Source organism: Paenibacillus assamensis DSM 18201 (assembly GCF_000422445.1).
Classification (GTDB): Bacteria; Bacillota; Bacilli; order Paenibacillales; family Paenibacillaceae; genus Paenibacillus_B; species Paenibacillus_B assamensis.
This window is the reverse complement of the sequence record NZ_AULU01000003.1, coordinates 586,145-605,345: the sequence shown is the minus strand read 5'-3', so window position 1 is coordinate 605,345 and position 19,201 is coordinate 586,145. Positions and strand designations below refer to the sequence as shown.

17 protein-coding genes are annotated in these 19,201 nt (G+C 43.9%); 12 read left to right on the top strand and 5 right to left on the bottom strand.

Features of this window, described 5'->3' with window-relative positions:
• Positions 1–12 precede the first annotated feature (12 nt).
• On the bottom strand, positions 13–1,008 hold the full coding sequence (locus H580_RS0102625) for an aminoglycoside phosphotransferase family protein (protein ID WP_051217175.1): 996 nt from the start codon (positions 1,006–1,008) through the stop codon (positions 13–15).
• Positions 1,009–1,336: 328 nt separating this feature from the next.
• Here H580_RS0102625 and H580_RS26340 point away from each other — a divergent pair, with 328 nt between their 5' ends.
• Together H580_RS26340 and H580_RS0102615 are read left to right on the top strand one after the other, a co-directional pair.
• The gene (locus H580_RS26340) at positions 1,337–1,510 is read left to right on the top strand and encodes a hypothetical protein (RefSeq protein ID WP_169449340.1); all 174 of its coding nucleotides are present in this window, start codon (positions 1,337–1,339) and stop codon (positions 1,508–1,510) included.
• Between the two features lie 215 nt (positions 1,511–1,725).
• Positions 1,726–2,505, top strand: a complete 780-nt coding sequence (locus H580_RS0102615; RefSeq protein ID WP_051217174.1) for a thioesterase II family protein — start codon at positions 1,726–1,728, stop codon at positions 2,503–2,505.
• 97 nt (positions 2,506–2,602) lie between these two features.
• Here the strand turns inward: H580_RS0102615 and H580_RS0102610 are convergent, their stop codons facing one another.
• Positions 2,603–3,577, bottom strand: a complete 975-nt coding sequence (locus tag H580_RS0102610) for an aldo/keto reductase (protein WP_028593403.1) — start codon at positions 3,575–3,577, stop codon at positions 2,603–2,605.
• Between the two features lie 166 nt (positions 3,578–3,743).
• Between H580_RS0102610 and H580_RS0102605 the strand changes: the two genes are divergently transcribed.
• The gene (locus tag H580_RS0102605; RefSeq protein WP_028593402.1) at positions 3,744–4,376 is read left to right on the top strand and encodes an HAD hydrolase-like protein; all 633 of its coding nucleotides are present in this window, start codon (positions 3,744–3,746) and stop codon (positions 4,374–4,376) included.
• Here the strand turns inward: H580_RS0102605 and H580_RS0102600 are convergent.
• Positions 4,373–4,675: a hypothetical protein gene (locus H580_RS0102600; RefSeq protein ID WP_028593401.1), complete on the bottom strand. Its 303-nt coding sequence runs from the start codon at positions 4,673–4,675 to the stop codon at positions 4,373–4,375. The genes H580_RS0102605 and H580_RS0102600 overlap by 4 nt on opposite strands.
• Positions 4,676–4,738: 63 nt before the next feature.
• On the bottom strand, positions 4,739–5,143 hold the full coding sequence (locus H580_RS0102595; RefSeq protein ID WP_028593400.1) for a hypothetical protein: 405 nt from the start codon (positions 5,141–5,143) through the stop codon (positions 4,739–4,741).
• 200 nt (positions 5,144–5,343) lie between these two features.
• Between H580_RS0102595 and H580_RS0102590 the strand changes: the two genes are divergently transcribed.
• The 9 genes from H580_RS0102590 to H580_RS0102550 all read left to right on the top strand — a co-directional run bounded on the left by H580_RS0102590 (position 5,344) and on the right by H580_RS0102550 (position 18,140).
• Complete coding sequence (locus H580_RS0102590) at positions 5,344–6,063, top strand: MOSC domain-containing protein (protein ID WP_028593399.1); 720 nt, start codon at positions 5,344–5,346, stop codon at positions 6,061–6,063.
• 160 nt (positions 6,064–6,223) lie between these two features.
• Entirely contained in the window at positions 6,224–7,156 is a 933-nt protein-coding gene (locus H580_RS0102585; protein WP_028593398.1) for a manganese-dependent inorganic pyrophosphatase, read from the top strand.
• 290 nt (positions 7,157–7,446) lie between these two features.
• Complete coding sequence (locus H580_RS0102580; protein WP_028593397.1) at positions 7,447–8,892, top strand: SWIM zinc finger family protein; 1,446 nt, start codon at positions 7,447–7,449, stop codon at positions 8,890–8,892.
• Positions 8,893–8,904: 12 nt separating this feature from the next.
• On the top strand, positions 8,905–10,743 hold the full coding sequence (locus H580_RS23115) for a HEAT repeat domain-containing protein (protein WP_051217173.1): 1,839 nt from the start codon (positions 8,905–8,907) through the stop codon (positions 10,741–10,743).
• Between the two features lie 75 nt (positions 10,744–10,818).
• On the top strand, positions 10,819–11,922 hold the full coding sequence (locus tag H580_RS0102570) for an AAA family ATPase (protein ID WP_028593396.1): 1,104 nt from the start codon (positions 10,819–10,821) through the stop codon (positions 11,920–11,922).
• Complete coding sequence (locus H580_RS0102565) at positions 11,919–14,297, top strand: DUF5682 family protein (protein ID WP_028593395.1); 2,379 nt, start codon at positions 11,919–11,921, stop codon at positions 14,295–14,297. Before H580_RS0102570 ends, H580_RS0102565 begins: the two co-directional genes overlap by 4 nt.
• Before the next feature lies 1 nt (position 14,298).
• Positions 14,299–15,516, top strand: a complete 1,218-nt coding sequence (locus tag H580_RS0102560; RefSeq protein WP_036604455.1) for a VWA domain-containing protein — start codon at positions 14,299–14,301, stop codon at positions 15,514–15,516.
• Positions 15,517–15,906: 390 nt separating this feature from the next.
• Positions 15,907–17,130, top strand: a complete 1,224-nt coding sequence (locus tag H580_RS0102555) for a macrolide family glycosyltransferase (RefSeq protein ID WP_051217172.1) — start codon at positions 15,907–15,909, stop codon at positions 17,128–17,130.
• 113 nt (positions 17,131–17,243) lie between these two features.
• The gene (locus H580_RS0102550; protein ID WP_028593392.1) at positions 17,244–18,140 is read left to right on the top strand and encodes a DUF2268 domain-containing putative Zn-dependent protease; all 897 of its coding nucleotides are present in this window, start codon (positions 17,244–17,246) and stop codon (positions 18,138–18,140) included.
• 102 nt (positions 18,141–18,242) lie between these two features.
• Here H580_RS0102550 and H580_RS0102545 read toward each other — a convergent pair whose 3' ends face one another.
• The gene (locus H580_RS0102545; protein WP_028593391.1) at positions 18,243–18,986 is read right to left on the bottom strand and encodes a YwaF family protein; all 744 of its coding nucleotides are present in this window, start codon (positions 18,984–18,986) and stop codon (positions 18,243–18,245) included.
• Between the last annotated feature and the right edge of the window lie 215 nt (positions 18,987–19,201).

The window sequence follows — 19,201 nt, the reverse complement described above, 5'->3', positions numbered from 1 at the left end:
TATTTGGAATGGTTAGAACGTCATATGTTCCGTGCCTGCAAGAAATTCAAGCACACATTTGGAGTTATATGAAACGATGCTTTCAGCCAACTGCCGATCGGGAAAGTTTCTTTGCAGCAGCTTTAAACCGCCTGCAGTATAGGAAATATGATGATGCAGCTTATAGAACAGCATTCGATTGCGATCCAAGGAATCATTTTTGAAATAGCGATATTGTTCATCAAAGCGAAACGCCATGAAGCTGTGTTCATACTCAAGATCAGAAAACATAGCACCATCAATGTCAATGAAGCATGGCTCAAGCTGCTTGTCGATGACGATATGGTTAGGGCCAAGCTCGCCATGGATAAAATGGTACGTCTGACGCGGTTTCATTCGCGATTCTAGTTCGTGAATAGTATCCAATAGTTGTGCTTGCTGTTCACTTATATCGTTTACATATTGGGCAGCGAATGAAAGCTGCTTGTGTGCGTTCTTCATGATCGATAGGTGACAAGGCTCGTTGTTCTTTCCAAGCTCGTCTAATTTTCCGTACGTACTGCTTTGATTAGAATGAATGGCTGCAAGCATGTCGTTCGCTTTCGTAAATATTTTATGTTGTACATCATGATTAGCTTGGAAATAGGCATCTGAAGGTTGGCCATCTACATATTCAACAAACGCAAAGTCGAATGGATATTGCAGTTTGTCTTGATTTAAATAGTATACAGTAGGAATTCGAACATTGAGCTGATGCAAGAAGTTATAATTTTGTGCAAATAATTGACTGCCGCAGTATGGCTCTGATCGCTGCTGCTCTTCTTCTCTTTCTTGTTGAAAATAATTAATAGCTTGATCCCAAACGTAGAGTACAAAGCTAAATTGATTCGTACAGTTCACTTTATAGACTGCCTTTTGTGCACCGCCTTGCATGTTAAAAATATTATCGACTACATAATCCGTGCCAAAAATGTTCTTAATATGTGTTTGTAGATCATCTGGTTTAAGGTGACATTGGTAGGCCATCATCGTTAGCAACACTCCGTCTTTTGAATTGTGCCGGCCTCCTTACTATAGAGAAAAGAAATGTAAAAATATAGACTATTTCTTTCCGTTAAGATATGATGTTGAATAAGGTCTTTTTTGAGTTTGTTTAACAATTAATGGAATTGAATTGAATTTTTGTTAATAAAACCGCTAATATATAGCTATTTCCAGCTTAGAACCGGGGTTATCTCAAGTGGATTTCACTTGAGATGACCTCGGTTCTTTTTGTATACATCGGACAAATTTCGTATAGCTTAATGATCCGATGGGTACAATTGGGAATAACAAAGTGCAGGAGGAGGTGAGTCTGATGGATATTTCCTTACAGCCTGACGAGGTGATCGCCCGAATACGTCAACGCGTATCGAGTGGCGGTTCGGTGAGTAAAAAGCAAGTGAAGCAAAGTGACCCCGAATTGATGAGAAGTGCATTGTTCTACTTCCCTAGCTGGGAACATGCGGTGAAACATGCAGATCCGTTGTAAATAGAGCGAGCAGGGTAGGAGTGGGTTGAGCCTTCCCTGCTTTTTTGTGCAACTATATTTAACAGAGCTAGCAATCGACGAAATTCGCTTCGTACGATAGCTAGCTTATTTGTTTTTTCGCAAATAGCTCGACAAAATCTATCAATGACAAAAAACAGTAAATCGTGTAAGATCTCGAATTACAGAGACTGAGAAATGGAAAGGAAATTAAAATCATGGCGCATTGGGGAAATCCATGGTTGTATCGCACGACTCGAAAAAGCAACGCAGCGGTCCGATTGATTTGCTTTCCATATGCAGGTGGTAGCCCCTCTTTGTATCGGAGTTGGTCAGATGCTTTTGATACGCAGGTTGAGGTTGTTTCCGTTCACCTTCCGGGGAGGGGTGCGCGATTAATGGAACCACCTATTACTCAAATTGATACACTTGTGAAATGTATTGCACAAGGGATGCTTCGGGTAATAAGCGAAATGCCATTTGCTTTTTTTGGACATAGTATGGGAGCTTTAATTGCTTATGAGTTGACTCGTCATTTGCAAGAGCAATATGGTTTGCGACCTGAGCATTTATTTGTTTCTGCACGAAGTAGTCCGCATACGCCTAGAGAGCAGACCGAACGTCATAAGTTGTGTGATCAGCACTTAAAAGAGACGATAAAGAAGTGGAATGGCACGCCCGAATGGGTATTACATAACGAAGAATTGATGAACATAGCACTACCTATCATTCGTGCAGATTTGGAGTTGTGTGAGACGTATCGCTATACGGATAAAGGACGGTTGAACGTTCCTATTACTGCCTTTGCAGGAGCAAATGATCCTTTGGTTTCTGTGGAGGAGATTGCACAGTGGAGAGAGGTGACGGACAGTCGGTTTGACTTAAACTTAATGGAAGGGGAGCATTTCTATATTCATCACAGTATGAATCGCCTTACCTCAATGATTCAACAACAGCTCCAACCGGCTTATGCGAACGAGCAAGTGGTGAAGTTGTAATAACGGATAACGACTTCCAGCATGTAATCTGGTGCTGCCTTCAGGTATTCGAATGAGGGCAGCACCATTTTAGTATAAAAATATTTTAAACTATAAATTAAGGCAGAGGCACACCACGAGAGCTAACGTACAAGGAGTACCATTCTTCTCTCGTAAGCACAACACTTCCTGCATCTTTACAAGCGCGAATACGGTCGGGATTAACCGTGCCGATTACAGGCTGAATGTTGGCAGGATGGAACATAAGCCACGCCAAGACGATGGCTTCCGGCGTCGTGCCTTTGTCCGCAGCCATTTGCTGTACAAGCTTCGCTGTAGCAATTATATTGTCGGGCTGTCCGTCCAGACTACGGCCTGAGAACACGCCTTGAGCAAGTGGTGCCCATGCTTGCAACTGAATATGTTCGAGACGGCAGAATTCAAGTGTGCCTTCTGGGAAGGTGTCTTGAGCAGCAGTGTCTGTATTCACCTGTACCCCTTGATTCAACCAGCCAATCTTCGCTAGGCTCATCTCCAATTGGTTCACGATAAATGGTTGTTTGCTGTAAGCTTGCAGCAAGCGAATTTGTCCTGCGCTCATATTGGATACACCGAACCAGCGCACTTTGCCAGCTGTATGAAGACTATCGAGCGTGAGTGCCACTTCCTCTGGATCCATCAACGGATCTGGACGGTGCAGCAATAAAATATCGATATACTCAAGCCCTAGGCGCTGCAATATTCCATCTACGCTAGTAGTGATATGAGACTCAGACGCATCGTATCTTCCAGGCATACCAGGTGCTTCGCTCGGGCGAATACAGCATTTGGACTGAATAATCATGTGCTCTCTCAAAGAAGGGCTTTCTTTCAATACTTGCCCGAATACTTGCTCTGCTTTGCCTTTTGTGTAAATATCCGCATGATCGAACATATTGATGCCAATCGATAGCGCTGCGTCTACTGCTGCATGCGCTTGTTTTGTATGCTCATTCGTAATCGGGTCGTGATTCCAAGCTCCGCCGAGCCCCATGCAGCCTAGTACAAGTTGACTGGCAGGGATGTTACGGCGATGTAACGGGATGTTTGGCAACGGAAATCTCTCCTTATCGCGTGTCGCGTGGATATGTTTGAACTCAAGATGCTGTTGAAAATATAATTCCTTTACTTTTTTACGATACTACGGAGTTGAGTGAGATTCAAACTATGATTACCCAAAAGTAAATTTATGCTAAAATTATGAGAAGAGGAGGAGAGATATGAAACCGTATTTGATTTTTGACTTTGATGGAACGCTCGTCCAGTCTAAGGAGCTAGCCATTTATGTTTTGAATAAGCTAGCAGTGAAATATGGTGGACGCACAGTGAATAGTGATGAAATCGATGATTTGTCAGAAATGTCTATCCCTGATCGAATGCGTGTTTTGAATATCCCCATGTACAGATTGCCGGCTCTTCTAATTGAAGGCAAAAAAGAATATAGAAAATTAGCTGCCGAACTTCAACCAGTTGAGGGTATTATTTCTGTACTATATTTTTTAAAACAGAAAGGCTACTCGCTTGGACTCCTCTCTTCTAATAGACAGGATGTTATTTGCCCATTTCTAGAAGTGCATCAATTGCATGTTTTTGATTTTGTACATTCCGTCACCAATTTATTTGGGAAGCATCATGCAATTGCGCATGTGGCTCGGAAGTATCATATAGATTTGCAGGATATTAGATATGTTGGCGATGAACTTCGTGATGTTCAGGCATGTAACAAAATTGGGGTGAAAATGGTCGCTGTTACATGGGGATACGATTCCGCTAAGCTTCTAAAAGACGCAGATCATATTTGTCATTCCCCTGAATCGTTAAAACAACTAGTTTTAAATATCACAGAGCCTTAAAAATAAATAATCTCATCTGGCTCACGCTCAGGTTTACTGATTGACCAAGCTACTTGTTCTCCGTATTTCTCTACATTTATCCACGCTATGAAATGTTCTGCTCCAAACACGCCTACATAATGGGAATAGGTATCACCTTCGGGGTCTACAAACACATGAAATTCTTGGAAGAAGTTATTTCCTTTGAGTTCGGTCATAAAATCATCAAATCCGCGCTGCAACTCACGTGCACTTATATGTAGACCATCTTGAAGTTCCATATAATTGGAATGGTGGGTAAAATTAATTTCTACAATCAACTTGTTTCCTCCTCGTACTCGTATAGGTTCAATATTCGGGTATATCGAATGATCGAATCCATGTTACGTGAGTTTTAAAATTTGCATACCTTCGATAAAGGACGGCTGAATCCATTTTCTAACTAACAGATTAATGATGTCTTCTTTTTTGTCATAAATAAGATATTTCCCGTACTTCTGAACCAATTGCTCAGGACAATCGGAGATTTTTATTTTAATAGCTTGTTCGAATGAAGAGCCATCTTCATTTTTATAATTCGTATAGACATAACCGCGTTCATGCCGCCCAACTAGAGTTACGGTCTTTAGTAAAATTAAAGTCTCTCTATCTTGTTGCTCGAGAATCGTCTTTATTTCTTTTTCCAGCAAGCTTTCATCTACATTCTGTTCTGAATCCTCCAACCTTTTAATGAGCCGATAGATACGAAGTAGCAATGGTTTGAGCTCAACAATCGTTTCATAAGTCATACTGCTATCTCTCCTTTGTATGTGATATTACATTGTACGAAGATCCGCGACAGCCATATAATAGAAGTAAGCTATTTCAGTTACATGAATTCATTTTATTTATTCAGTAGGGAAATGATTATGCTAGTAAAGTAACGTAGATGAGCGTTCTGTTCCACGTCGATTAAGCATCATGTATGTACAGAGAGGAGTAAGGGAACTTGGCTACTATTGTTGGGAAAATTATCGAGATTAACCGATATCCTGTTAAATCATTTGCGGGTGAGCGCTTGGATTCATGTCGTATCGAATCGTATGGCTTGTATGGAGATCGATTTTGTGCCTTTTATGATGAGACGAAGCAGGGCTGGAATAGTTTCTTTACCGCACGTCAAATTCCTAATATGCTTGCTTACCAAGCCAAACATGTGGATGACGGTATTGTCGTCGTTGGGCCAGATGGAAGGACATTTGGCTGGGATGAACCATTACTGCAAGAGATTCAATCTTATTCAAAGAAAAAAATGTCGATGACAAGCTATCGAGCACCGAATCCTACTGATCCACAGCTGATGTCTGTAGATGCGGCCAGTATCCTTATTGTAACGGATGCGACTTTGCGCAAGCTTGAAGCTTTATGGGGCAAGCCTGTCGATCATCGCAGATTCCGGGCTAACATCGTTGTTGCAGTCGAGGAAGGTGTTGCATCGGAAATAGAGTGGATTGGTAAACGTCTTACGGTAGGGGACGTACAATTGCAAGTGGATGAAGAATGCTCTCGCTGCGCGATCACTACACTCGATCCAGTTACACTGGAACGTGATTCGTCCCTATTAAAAACATTAAACGCAGAAATGAATATGAACTTTGGTGTATATGCCTCCGTTAAGAAGGAAGGGCGTATTCAAGAAGGCGATAAACTGTATATATCCAATGGATAAAGCTGAGATTTACTCATTTTGAGAGAAAGTTCTTATTACAGGAAAATAAAACCTACTAAAGGTATAGGAATAAGCAAAAATTCCATGTATAATCTTGATTGGCTACAAAGATCTAAGGTATACTTACATCGCTAAAATCGACTAAAAAGGGAGTTTAGTAATGGACAAAATTCTAGTTTTCGGACACAAAAACCCAGACACGGACACAATCTGCTCCGCTATCGCATACGCTGAATTGAAAAAAGAATTGGGCTTGAACGTAGAAGCTATTCGTCTTGGTGAGGTAAGCGGTGAGACAGCTTACGCATTGAAACATTTCAATGTAGAAGCACCTCGTCTTGTTGAGGCTGTTGCTAGCGAAGCGAAGCAAGTTATTTTGGTAGACCACAATGAGCGTCAACAAAGCGCTAACGATATCGATCAAGTTCAAGTGTTGGAAGTTATCGACCACCACCGTATCGCGAACTTCGAAACAGCTGCGCCATTGTACTACCGTGCTGAGCCAGTTGGCTGCACAGCGACAATTTTGTTGAAGATCTACAAAGAGAAAGGTGTAGTAGTTCGTAAAGAAGTAGCTGGTTTGATGCTATCCGCTATTATCTCCGACTCTCTCTTGTTCAAATCTCCAACTTGCACGCAAGAAGATATCGATGCAGCTCGTGAGCTTGCAGCGATCGCTGGTGTAGATGCTGAGCAATATGGTTTGGACATGTTGAAAGCTGGTGCGGACCTTAGCGACAAAACAATCGAGCAGCTTGTATCTATTGACTCCAAAGAGTTCACAATGGGCAGCGCTAAAGTTGAAATCGCACAAGTAAATGCAGTAGATGTTAACGATGTATTGGGCCGCCAAGCAGAAGTTGAAGCGGTTCTTAACAAAATCGTTGCTGACAAAGGCTTGGACTTGTTCTTGTTCGTCGTTACGGACATTTTGAACAATGATTCCGTTGGTCTTGCGGTCGGACAAGCTGCACACGCAGTTGAGAAGGCTTACAATGTTACATTGGATGACAACAAAGCGGTTCTTAAAGGTGTTGTATCCCGTAAGTCTCAAATCGTCCCTGTGTTGACTGAGGCGTTCAATAGTCTCTAGTAGTTAGAGAGCCAATTACATGTAGTGTATGTAGCGGCTTATTTTCATAAATGTTACAAAGGAAAAGGCTGATTTCTGATCTATTCAGGAATCAGCCCTTTTTCATATTTACATATAAAGTTGTAAAAATAGGAAGGAAACAGACGTTCGATGTAGAAGGAGAAACATGGAATTGTTTATCGATAGCTCATATTGAAAAATAAGTGGTTCAACCTCTACTTCAAATTCTGAGTTGCTTGCGTAGATCGCAGTTCCACTTTGTACATAGAAGGGATTAGGAGGGAATTTGTGTGATCGAACTAACGGAAGGCTATGTCGATTCATTAGCATTAAATGCCTCGGCCATTAAAAATGCACAGGGGCTCGTCAAAAAGCGCAGTTTCGTTCAACTAAACAAATCGGAAGACGGCACGTTGTTATTTGGCGAATGCTCTGGCAGTGGCAAGTCCAATTATGCATGCTCTGCCGATTTTATAGAACCGGAGATGCCGGTGATGCGATGCTCGTGTCCAAGCAGACAGTTTCCTTGTAAGCATACATTGGGATTGTTGTATGCCTATGTAAATGGTGAAACATTTGAACAAGCAGATGTGCCAGAGGATATTGCTGCAAAGCGTGAAAAAGCAGAGATGCGCGAACAAAAGAAGGCGGAGCAGGTTGCTGCAGGGGTAGATACAAAGCCTAAGGTGAAAAAGGTGAATAAATCTGCCTTGAAGAAAAAAATTCAAGCGCAGCTAGAAGGACTCGATCTGTTGGAAAAGCTGACACTTTCACTGATTCGTGGTGGTTTGGGGACGATTGATTCTAAAACATTGAAGATGATTCAAGAGCATGTGAAGCAGCTCGGTAATTATTATTTGACAGGGGCACAGTCGGAACTGCGTCGCTTAGTAGTCCTATTAGATGATGAAGACAATCGTGAAGCAGCCTACACATCTATCATGGAGCAGCTAACACTTCTTCATGCGTTAATAAAAAAAGGTCGTGTTCATTTGACGGCCAAGCTGAATGATCCCGAGCTGAAGCTTGATCCCGAATCAACGATTGAAGAATGGCTGGGGCACGCTTGGCAGCTCGCAGAGTTGAAGGAATTTGGCTTAATGAGCGAGCAGGTGGAGCTTATTCAGCTTGCCTTTGCCGGTTATGTCGATCAGGGACGAGAGGAATATATGGATCGAGGATATTGGCTGGATAAGGAAAGTGGAGAGATTCATCGAACTATCCAATATCGGCCCTATAAGGCTAGCAAATACATAAAAGAGGAAGATAGCTTCTTCGACGTTGCGCTTGTGAGTGAGCTTTATCGTTATCCAGGTGACATAAATCGAAGAGTGCGATGGGAGAAAATGACCTCACGCCCGCTCGCTCCACAAGATTTGGAGCCTGTTCATGCGAAGGCTTATCGTTCCTATGCGGATGCTATAAAGCTAGTGAAAAACCAGCTTAAAAATCCACTCGGTGATCGTAATCCAGTCATGCTGCTTCATGTTGTTGAAGTGCGTCAGACGGAGCAAGGTCAATTTGTTATTTTGGATGAAGTGGGGCATCGGTTGTTGCTGGATGATCTGTCCCCTATCGGATATAAAACGGTGTCTTTGCTGACGTACCTATCGGAGGCGAACCTGCATGATGTAACCATGCTCGTTATGTTTGAGCATCATTTGGATACCGGACGTCTTGTTGCACAGCCGTTAACGATTATCAAAGGTGCGGATATCACCCGCCTTTTGTACTAAGGGGGAATGAAGATGAGTACAGCTTTATTGCAAGAGCTTCATCAAGAAGTAAGACGGCTATATATTGCGGGCAGTGATTTAGCACAAGGAGATTTTCGTTTGAAGCGTTTGCTGCCTCAGTTTGAACAGCTTGGTGAGCGGGCACCTGTTTTTAAGAAGTTAGCAGAAGGTATTGCTGCGGTTATTGCTCCTGAAGCCCAAGAGACGCGTACGTCTGCGGAGAAGTTGCAGGATTTGAGCTTGTTGTTAAGCTCAGTGCTTCGCACACTGGGGACGACTTCGGCAGAAGGGGAACTGACGGATGTGAAGAGCCATCCTACTTCTTTAACGACGAAGCTGTCTTTTCGCAAGTTGGCTGTTGTGGTAGAAGCCCTGAGCACGAAGGGGTATGGCCGTTATAGCACTATTGAGGAAGCATTCGAAAAGGGAATGTTCGAAGATCTGCGTCTTTTACCGTATGCAATTGCTGCTCTGGATGATCATTATGATCCTATTGCCAGAATGATTGAACGGCGTATTCTTCCTTCCTATGATTCGCAAATTGTACCATATCTATTGTCGGCGTTCGATCCATCAGGAGGAAAATTACATGCGAAGACATTGGACGTTATTGCTCAAATTGGTGGAGTAGAAATAGAGGAATGTTTGTTTCATGCAGCACAGTTCGGTTCGAACGAAGTGAGAGAAGTGGCTATTGATCATTTATGGCGATTTGAGCAATACGAGTCGGAGTTACTGAGTTTTTCTAAAGATCGTAGGTGGGGGATTCGACGAGCTGCATACTGCGCATTAGCGAGAATAGGAAGTAAATCAGCTGTTGCCTGGATCTACGAGGCATTCTCTGGTAGTGATACGGACGCTGCGAGCGGCGCAATTTACACCTGTGAAGATAGTGAACTTATTGATTGGCTTGTTCAAGATTTGGAGCGTGCATTGAAGCAGGCAATTGAAATTATAGAAGACAAGAAGCTGCAAGAGTCTTCGCACAAAAAGATTAAATACTTATTGAATGCACTTGTAGGAAAACGGAGTGATTCTCTGTACAACTTGTATGTGTTTCTAATCTCTAACTATATGTCTTATAAGAGCTTAAACGAGTTGGATTTGTACTATTACGCTGCCCGATATTTGGTGGAGTGTAATACAGAAGTTGCAATGAACAAGCTTAAAGAGCTGGAGGAGCATGATACTCGATATATGAGTTATGCTTTTCGTAATGCTCTGCATCAGCTCACACCATCACAATTTTATGAACGATATGCAATATGGTCAGAAATCGATTTGAAGGTAAAGAAGAATGTGAAAAGACGTCAAAATGAAGTTGTTGAACTCATTAAGGAAGTAGTTCTGAAAAACGAGTATGGGGATTTCATAGTTCCTTGGGGCAAGAAAGAGTTATATATGAATTTTAATTCGATGCTGCCCACAGATAAAATTGTCCAAGAATGGGATGAGCGTTGGTTAGACTGGGTTATTGAGCAGAAGGAATTTACGCTAGTGTGTGTATTTGCGCGCCCAGGTCACCTTGCCGCCAGACAGTTTTTGCTAGATAAGCTAGCGAACCCTCCTAAACAAAGTGAAGATTTTGCAGGCACATTACTGAGAGGGCTTCGACGACTAGGAGAGAGTGATGAGCTGCTTCAGGAAGCGTTGGTGAAATTAATTGAAACGACGAAATGTGATTTGCATGATCCATATGTGCTGGAGCAGCTTTATCAATTGCCAGTGACGTATCATGATCGCTTGGTTGCGGTGTTACCAAATTACAGACGTCCTATTCTTGATGCGCTTCTGTATACGTTAGATCAGATGCAAACTGTTGCGGGTGCGGAAAAGTTTGCATCACAGTAACAGTCTTTACAATTGATATTATTTGTTAGCAAAATAAATTTTGCTCGTTATATATCCGAAACGGGAGATGAAAATATGTCGACAATTCAAAAACAGACGGAAAACATGATGCGCTTACCAGCAGAGCGCTTATACGCGGATGAAATCGCTGCGCTAATTAAGGCTGATAAAGGCAAAGTGCCGACAGGGTGGCAAATGTCGCCGCAGGCTGTATTTACGTTTATTACTGGCGGCAAGGCGGGTAAAACCGTTATTACGCCCAAATATATCGGAAATAAAAGATTAGTAGAAATGGCGATCGCGACGTTGGTAACTGACCGTGCTCTCTTGCTAATCGGTGAACCAGGTACGGCTAAATCGTGGTTGTCTGAAAATTTGACGGCAGCAATCTACGGCCATTCTGGTCTTGTTGTACAAGGGACAGCAGGCACGACAGAGGAGCAGGTGCGCTATTCTTGGAACTATGCGATGCTGCTAGCGAATGGTCCGACACCTGAGGCATTGGTGCAAAGCCCAATTATGCGTGCGATGGAAGCAGGCGGCATTGCACGCTTTGAGGAAATATCGCGTTGTGCATCAGAGGTGCAGGATGCGCTTATCTCTATTTTGTCTGAGAAGACCATTTCAGTGCCTGAGCTTGGCAAGGAAGTGAGTGCTCATAAAGGATTCTCGATTATTGCTACGGCTAATACGAGAGACCGTGGTGTTAATGAAATGTCGGCAGCTTTGAAGCGCCGTTTCAATATTGTTGTACTACCTACTCCTTCTGATATGGAGACTGAGGTCGAGATTGTGAAGAAGCGAGTGCAGGAGATTGCAGCTGCGTATGATTTGCAATCGGCTGCTCCAGCGGATGAGGCGCTGCACAAAGTCGTTACGATCTTCCGTGAACTGCGCAACGGAATGACACTCGACAAGAAGGAGAAGGTCAAATCTCCTGCTGGTGTCATTTCTACGGCAGAGGCAATTTCCCTATTAACCAATAGTATGGCGCTTGCGGCAAGCTTCGGCAGTGGTGAATTGACGGATGAGGATTTAGCGGCTGGTTTGCAAGGTGCGATCGTAAAAGATGACGTCAAAGACAAGCTCGTCTGGAAAGAGTATCTTGATAACGTTATGAAGAAGCGTGGAGCGGAATGGAGAGGCTTGTATACGGCTTGTAAGGAGTTGAACGAGTGAGCACGATAGCAAAAGAGGCCGTGCACATTTTTGGCGTGCGTCATTTGTCTCCCGCCGGTGCAAAGCATTTGCTAGATGATTTGGATCATATTCGTCCAACCGCGATTCTCATAGAAGGGCCGTCCGATGCTACATCAGAGATACGTCATTTAACGAATCGAGTGACGAAGCCGCCTGTGGCAATTTTAGCGTTTACGGATGAGCTGCCTGTGCGGACAGCGATGTGGCCCTTTGCTATCTATTCGCCGGAATATCAGGCGATGAAGTGGGCAGAAGAAAATGATGCGATGGCAGCCTTTATTGACTTGCCAACAGCTGTAACGCTTGCGCTGCAAAGCGTGAGGTCTTCAACGTCAGCGAAGGAGGAAGTGGATGAAGCATCGACTTCATTACAAGAACAAGGACACGGAGAATGTAACGCTGGTGGAACAGTTGTAGAAGAGCGAGGCGAAGAAAGTGAATCGTCCATCTATCAACGGATTGCCACCTTGGCTGGTGAGTACGACTATGATATGTACTGGGAGCGTTATTACGAGCACAACTTGAATAAAGGTGCATATCAATCTGCGATTCTATCCTTCTCCGCTCAGATGCGTGACCTATTGGAAGCAAGAGAACGACGTTATGAGCATACAGAATATGCCTACAATGCAATTCGTGAGGCATACATGCGTCGGCAAATTAAGGAGACGATTGCAGCCGGACATGATCCTAGTAAGATCGTCGTTGTGTGTGGTGCGTATCATGCTGAAGCATTATCGGATCTATCGGCAGCCATGACCGATGAGGAGTTAGCATTACTGCCAAGGCGAAGCTCGAAACTGACACTTATGCCGTATTCTTATTACAAGCTGTCGACGATGTCTGGTTATGGTGCAGGAAATAATGCTCCCCATTACTATGAGATGATGTGGCAGCGAATGATGGATGGCACACTAGAAGATCTGCCCGAACACTATTTAGCAAGTGTTGCACGGTTGCTGCGTGAGAGTGGTACACATCGCTCCACAGCTGAGGTGATTGAGGCAGTTCGACTGGCTCATGCTTTAGCAGCGCTGCACGAGGGAAGTGCACCAACGCTGCGTGATTTGCGCGATGCTGCGCAGACGCTATTAGGTCGCGGGGAACTCGCAGTTGTTGCTGAGGCATTAGCTAGAGTTGATGTCGGAACTGCAATCGGTTTGCTCGCCGATGGGGTTAGCCAGACGCCTATCCAGGATGATTTGAACCGGCTGCTTAAGCAGTTGAAGTTGGAGAAGTATAAGTCAACGGTAGCGACAGATGTAGCATTAGATTTACGGGAAAATCGACGAGTCAAGTCTGAGGAATCTGCTTTTCTAGATTTGCATCGCTCCACTTTATTTCATAGATTGAGCTTGTTGGGTATTTCGTTGGCGAAACAGCGAGCAAGCGGACAAGAGAATGCGACTTGGGCAGAACACTGGGTTCTTCAATGGTCGCCTGAGGTAGAGATTGAAGTCGTCGAATCGACGCTGCTCGGTGAAACGATTGAAGTGGCATCTGCTTATGTATTGCAGCAGAAAATGGAAGCTTGTACGACGATTACCGATGCGTCTAAGCTTATACGCACTGCATGTGAATGTGCGATGCTTACACAGATGGAGGCTGCGCGTCAGACGCTGCAGCGTATCGCGGCAGACAGCCGTGATGTCATTCAAATCGCAGCCGCAGCACGTGAGTTGTCGATGATTATTCGCTATGGTGATGTGAGGCGAATCGACACGTCACCACTTTTACCACTGCTTGAACAACTATTTATGCGCGCATGTTTATTTTTATTGGATGCGAGCGGTTGTAATGATGAAGCTGCTACATCCATGATTGCAGCGATGAATGAACTAAACAGTGTCTCACTAGATCATAGTGAGCAGGTAGAGGAAGTATTATGGCTGCAGGAGCTTGCTAAACTTGCAGAACGTGATGACCGTAATCCGCGGTTGTCGGGCTTTGCTTGTGCGATACTGTTGGAACGCAATGCGATCTCTGCTCAGCAATGTGCAGAGGAGGTGTCGCGCCGTCTGTCTCCTGGTATACCAGCAGACATCGGTGCAGGTTGGTTCGAGGGATTATCGATGCGCAATCGTTATGCACTGTTGTCGCGAATGAGCCTATGGGAACAACTAAATGACTATATCGAATCTCTTGAAGATGAAGAGTTTGTTCGTGCATTAGTATTTTTGCGGCGTGCATTCAGTACGTTTGCACCACGAGAGAAAGTTATGATTGCGGAGCTATTAGGCGAGTTGTGGGGTGTGCAAGCTGAGCAAGTAGAAGAGGTGCTCAGTGCAGAGTTGAAGGAGGACGAAGCGAACATGCTGCAACAATTGAATGATTTTGACTTCGAGGATTTTTAATATGAGTACAATTGTAGATGTGAAATCAATCTCACGTTGGCGGCTCATACTCGGTCAATCCGCTGAACAGCAATTAGCGGACTATGGTTCAGGAGGTTCGACTGGACTAACAGATGAAGAACGAATTATGGACCAAGCGCTATCTGAAATTTACGATGATACGCAGGGGATGGATCAATCAAGCGGTGGTGCTTCTGCAGGGAAACGAGGTGCGGGAAATGGTAAATCAGCACCACATCTGTCGAAGTGGCTTGGCGATGTTCGCTCCTTTTTTCCGGATGATGTGGTGTCGATTATTCAGCATGATGCGATGGAGCGAAAAGGCTGGAAGCAGCTCTTGTTCGAACCGGAAGTGCTAGCCCAAGTGAAGCCAGACATTCAGCTTATCGGCACATTATTGTCTTTAAAAGGGAAGATTCCTGAACAGACGAAAGAAACGGCAAGAATGCTTGTTCAGACAGTTGTAGATGATCTAGTAAAGCTACTGGAGCATGATATACGACGTGCTGTCACAGGAGCGTTAAATCGTCGCCAGCACTCGCCGCTTCCTTCCGTGAGCGGGATCGACTGGAAACGAACGATTCAGCGTAACTTGAAGCATTATGATAGGGAGCGCAAAAAAATAATTCCTGAGAAGTTTTACTTCTTTGATCGTGCACAGCGCAGTAAGGAATGGACCGTTATCGTAGATATCGATCAAAGTGGCTCAATGGCAGATTCGGTAATTTGGGCTTCTGTTATTGGCTCCATTTTTGCGAGTATACCAGCCTTAAACACACGCGTCGTGGTCTTTGATACAGAGGTCGTAGACTTGACGGAGCAGTGTGCCAATGATCCGGTGGATATGCTGTTCGGTATTCAGCTGGGTGGCGGAACAGATATAAATAAGTCAGTTGCTTATTGTGAAACCTTTATCGAAGAACCGAAAAAGACGCTATTTATCATCGTATCTGATCTATATGAGGGTGGGAATCGTGGAGCCTTAATTCGTCGCATGCGTGAACTGCGGGAGGCAGGAGTGAGGACAATGTGTTTGCTTGCTTTGTCTGACCAAGGTCAGCCTTATTATGATGAAAATTTAGCGAAGACACTGTCCAAAGACGGTACTCCTTGTTTTGCTTGTACCCCTGCCTTGCTGCCAGAATTAGTAGAGGGTGCTTTAAAAGGTTATGATCTGTTCGAGCTGGCGAAACGAGTGGAGAAGACAAAGGAAAGATAGCGGCAGTTTATTCCTCTTCTCTTGTTATAGATAACTTTAATCAATGTTTAAAGGCTGTTCACTGATTCGTCATCAGAGGACAGCCTTTTTGCATTGAAAGATGATAAAGATTTTATTACAATTTATAGTAGAAATGGATAAGGGAAGTGATAAAATGTTTAATCTACGATCCGATTCATCTGGTCCATCTCATAACTCGCATCAGAATGGTGTGAACTCGTTGATATCTGCTTCTAGTATTATTTCCTCCATGTTCACTACTTCAAGCCCCTCTATGTACCCTGTTTGTTTATACTGCAAAGCTGCACCTACGAACGACTCACAATATCTTCACTGTATTTCTAAGAGCAAAAAACATTGTCGTACATGTCCGTACAAGGAGGAATGTAGATGACCGATCCCTATACTACTTATAAAGGTGATGTTTCTCAGCGAAAACATATTGCTGTCGTAAATATTCGTGCTCACGGCCATATTAACCCTACATTAGGAATAGTGGAGGAGTTGGTGAATCGTGGGCATCGGGTTACGTACGTGGTCACGGAAGAGTTCGTGCCAGTTGTAGAGGCAGCAGGTGCGGAGGCGCGTATTTATGCATCGGTTATCCCAGCGAATATCGTTTTGAAAAGGCAGGGTTTTGAACATTCGCTCGATCCTATGGAGCTATTTTTCCAAGAAGCCCAGCAAATGCTGCCGCAGCTCGAAGAGATTTACGAGGATGATCGCCCAGATTTGGTATTGTACGACTTTATGGCTTGGATAGCCAGTGCGGTAGCTGTGAAGTGGGGCGTTCCTGCGATCGAGCTTTGTTCCTCCTATCCTAGAAGCAAGCAGGACAGTATCGAAGAAGTCACGAAGCAGATCCCTGGAATGGAGGATTTTAAAAAAAGGGTATCTCAATATCTTGATAGTCTCCAGATCGAAGGGGTAACGCTGGAATCGTTACTATTCGGCAGCCAATTATCGATTATTTTTATGCCTCGAATGATCCACTACGCGGGAGAAAGCTTTGATGATCGTTATCACTTCGTAGGGCCTTGTCTCCGTACAGAGCATAATCCATTGAGCTGGAATCCGCCAGCAGACGGACGACCTGTTCTTTACATCTCGCTCGGAACTGTATTTAATGATTGGCCTGAGTTTTTCAATCAATGTATAGAAGCGTTCGGCCATACATCGTGGCATGTTGTTCTAGTCATTGGTAAGCAAATAGACCGCGATCAACTGCTGCATATCCCTGATAACTTTGAAATTCATGAGAGTGTCCCGCAATTGTCTGTGTTGAAACATACAAAGTTATTTATTTCTCATGGCGGCATGAATAGTACGATGGAGGCGATGCTGCATCATGTCCCTCTGGTCGTCATTCCGCAGATGCTAGAGCAAGAGATAACGGCCAAGCGTGTAGCCGCATTAGGGCTGGGTTATTATTTGAAGCCAGAGGATGTAACCGTGGATACGCTGCGTGAGGCGGTCAAAACCGTTGCAGGCAACGATTGTATGTTAGCGCGAGTCAAGCAAATGAGCGAACATATTGAAGATACGGGAGGAACTATGCGTGCAGTGGAGTTGATTGAACAGCGGCTGCATCGAATAAGCGTGCCTTCTATGTGAGTTTGTAACTATGATAAATATCTTCTTGACCCTCACGTTACGAGATCGTTTAGTGTGTTGTTTAGCAACAGCGCAGCACAATGAGCCTAACGAAATGTGAGGAGTGAGTCAACATGAATATTCAATGGGTAGATACGATAAAACAATATCAGGAGCTCTATCAGCTGCCTATGGAAAAGCGTCGTGACTATTTTCGGTATGAGATGATGGGGCCATTTGAGGACATGTGGAGCACAATCCAAGTGCCGTTGAAGCCAACGACAGAGGGCGGATATGATGTAGTTATGGCTTGTGAAATGATGGGGATATTAGCGTTGGACGAAGATAAGCGCGGCTTAGCTGCCGTGGATATGATCAAGGCGAATCAAGCGGAAGACATGTTGCAGCGCTCTTTACAGGAATGTATTCACTATGCGGAGCAAGCTGAATTACGAGTGGCGAGAGAGAAGCTGATAGCAGGATTGTATTTTGGCAATCCAGAAAAGTTAAAGCTGCATAATGGCTACTCTGGCTTCGGTGGTATTCCTGGTTTCATTCAGCTTTATATGTATCCAAATGAGTACAATCTTAAGCGGCTACCTACCTTGATTGCGCACGAGTTCCATCATAATATTCGCTTTTCGTATTTTAATTGGAGCCATGGAGATGTCACGCTAGGGGAATATATGATTATTGAAGGACTAGCTGAATCCTTTGCAACTGCTATGTATGGTGAGGAACTTATTGGGCCATGGGTGACCTCGCTGGATGAAGATGATCTTGCTTACTCGATTGAAGTGATGCGTACGGTTCTAGGGAATAAAGGATTTGATGGGATAAGCGGCTATATGTTTGGTGATGAAGTAGCCAAGGCGCAAGGGTATACACCTGTAGGGATGTCTTATGGTGCGGGTTATGCCGTTGGCTATCATATCGTGCAATCCTTTCTCAAGCGCAACAATGTCAGTATTGCAGAAGCGACCTTGATGAAAGAAGAGGATATTATTCAGGGCAGCGGTGTGTTTGGCTGATGAGAGGTAGAGTGATTGGCAGTAAATCGGTTCAGATAACGTATTTGCATCGTAAGATAATGGAAAGAGCAGGCTCCGATTTTTGCATCGGATGACCTGCTCTTATTGTCCGTAGTAGATAAATCCTCTTTTACGCCGTCTCCAGGCCGATATTCCAAACGGCGCATACAGTATAATAAACATAATAAAAGCAACGGCTTCCAGTGATATAATATACCATGGATAGGGGCCGAGCACGTCCAATAAAGAAGCAGTTTCCGGCTTGCGCGCCAAGAACATATAGTTGCCGCCAGTCAAGTAATTAATAGAACCTACGACGACAAGCAGCACATTGAGGAATACCATCGCAAGCCCGACCGATTTCCAAGTTGGCCGATATTTTTCTACCCATACCATGTATAGTACCGCTAAAATAATAACGATATGTGCTAAGAAGAACTGTAAAAATCGAAAGTGAGGGAACGGAAAGCCCAGTGCAGGTGTTAGTAATGCTTGCAGCGCTCCTCCGATACCAGTAAAGTAGACGATACTGAAAATAAAGCGGCTGCGAAATAGCAGCATAAACACGCATAAATATAGTGAAATACTGCATAGCTCAAGTGGGAGGGTGTCGGCTGCATCATATACACCGCCTGCCACATACCATATATTGAGCGATACCTCTGCTAAGATGAGCAATCCGATTAGTGTAAATCTAGTACGCTTGCTGCGTTTCTCATCTCGCAGCCAAAAACGGCACACATACAGCAGAATAATGGAAACGGCAAAGAGCAGCAGTGCACCGAGATGAGCAGATGAGAAAGCTTGAAAGGTGTTCGGATCGTAGGTGTCGAACCATGAAACCATTAACAACGCCCCTTTTTTCTTGTAAGCCTTTCCTTAATAACTCCAATATACTATAAAATCCCAAATTGCACTCTAGTTAATTTTACTATGCTAATTATGCTTGAAGTTAAATATGAACAAACATGAATGTATGATTATTGAATCTATTTCATCATGGATATCATTGTTAAAAGCGTATAACTGTGCCTAGTTTAGAGCAGCGGCAAATAGGCAGT

Coding starts and splice junctions, on each gene's coding strand:
- H580_RS0102625 (WP_051217175.1), bottom strand. CDS start 1,008: ATGATGGCCTACCAATGTCACCTTAAACCAGATGATCTACAAACACAT.
- H580_RS26340 (WP_169449340.1), top strand. CDS start 1,337: ATGGATATTTCCTTACAGCCTGACGAGGTGATCGCCCGAATACGTCAA.
- H580_RS0102615 (WP_051217174.1), top strand. CDS start 1,726: ATGGCGCATTGGGGAAATCCATGGTTGTATCGCACGACTCGAAAAAGC.
- H580_RS0102605 (WP_028593402.1), top strand. CDS start 3,744: ATGAAACCGTATTTGATTTTTGACTTTGATGGAACGCTCGTCCAGTCT.
- H580_RS0102595 (WP_028593400.1), bottom strand. CDS start 5,143: ATGACTTATGAAACGATTGTTGAGCTCAAACCATTGCTACTTCGTATC.
- H580_RS0102585 (WP_028593398.1), top strand. CDS start 6,224: ATGGACAAAATTCTAGTTTTCGGACACAAAAACCCAGACACGGACACA.
- H580_RS23115 (WP_051217173.1), top strand. CDS start 8,905: ATGAGTACAGCTTTATTGCAAGAGCTTCATCAAGAAGTAAGACGGCTA.
- H580_RS0102570 (WP_028593396.1), top strand. CDS start 10,819: ATGTCGACAATTCAAAAACAGACGGAAAACATGATGCGCTTACCAGCA.
- H580_RS0102560 (WP_036604455.1), top strand. CDS start 14,299: ATGAGTACAATTGTAGATGTGAAATCAATCTCACGTTGGCGGCTCATA.
- H580_RS0102555 (WP_051217172.1), top strand. CDS start 15,907: ATGACCGATCCCTATACTACTTATAAAGGTGATGTTTCTCAGCGAAAA.
- H580_RS0102550 (WP_028593392.1), top strand. CDS start 17,244: ATGAATATTCAATGGGTAGATACGATAAAACAATATCAGGAGCTCTAT.
- H580_RS0102545 (WP_028593391.1), bottom strand. CDS start 18,986: ATGGTTTCATGGTTCGACACCTACGATCCGAACACCTTTCAAGCTTTC.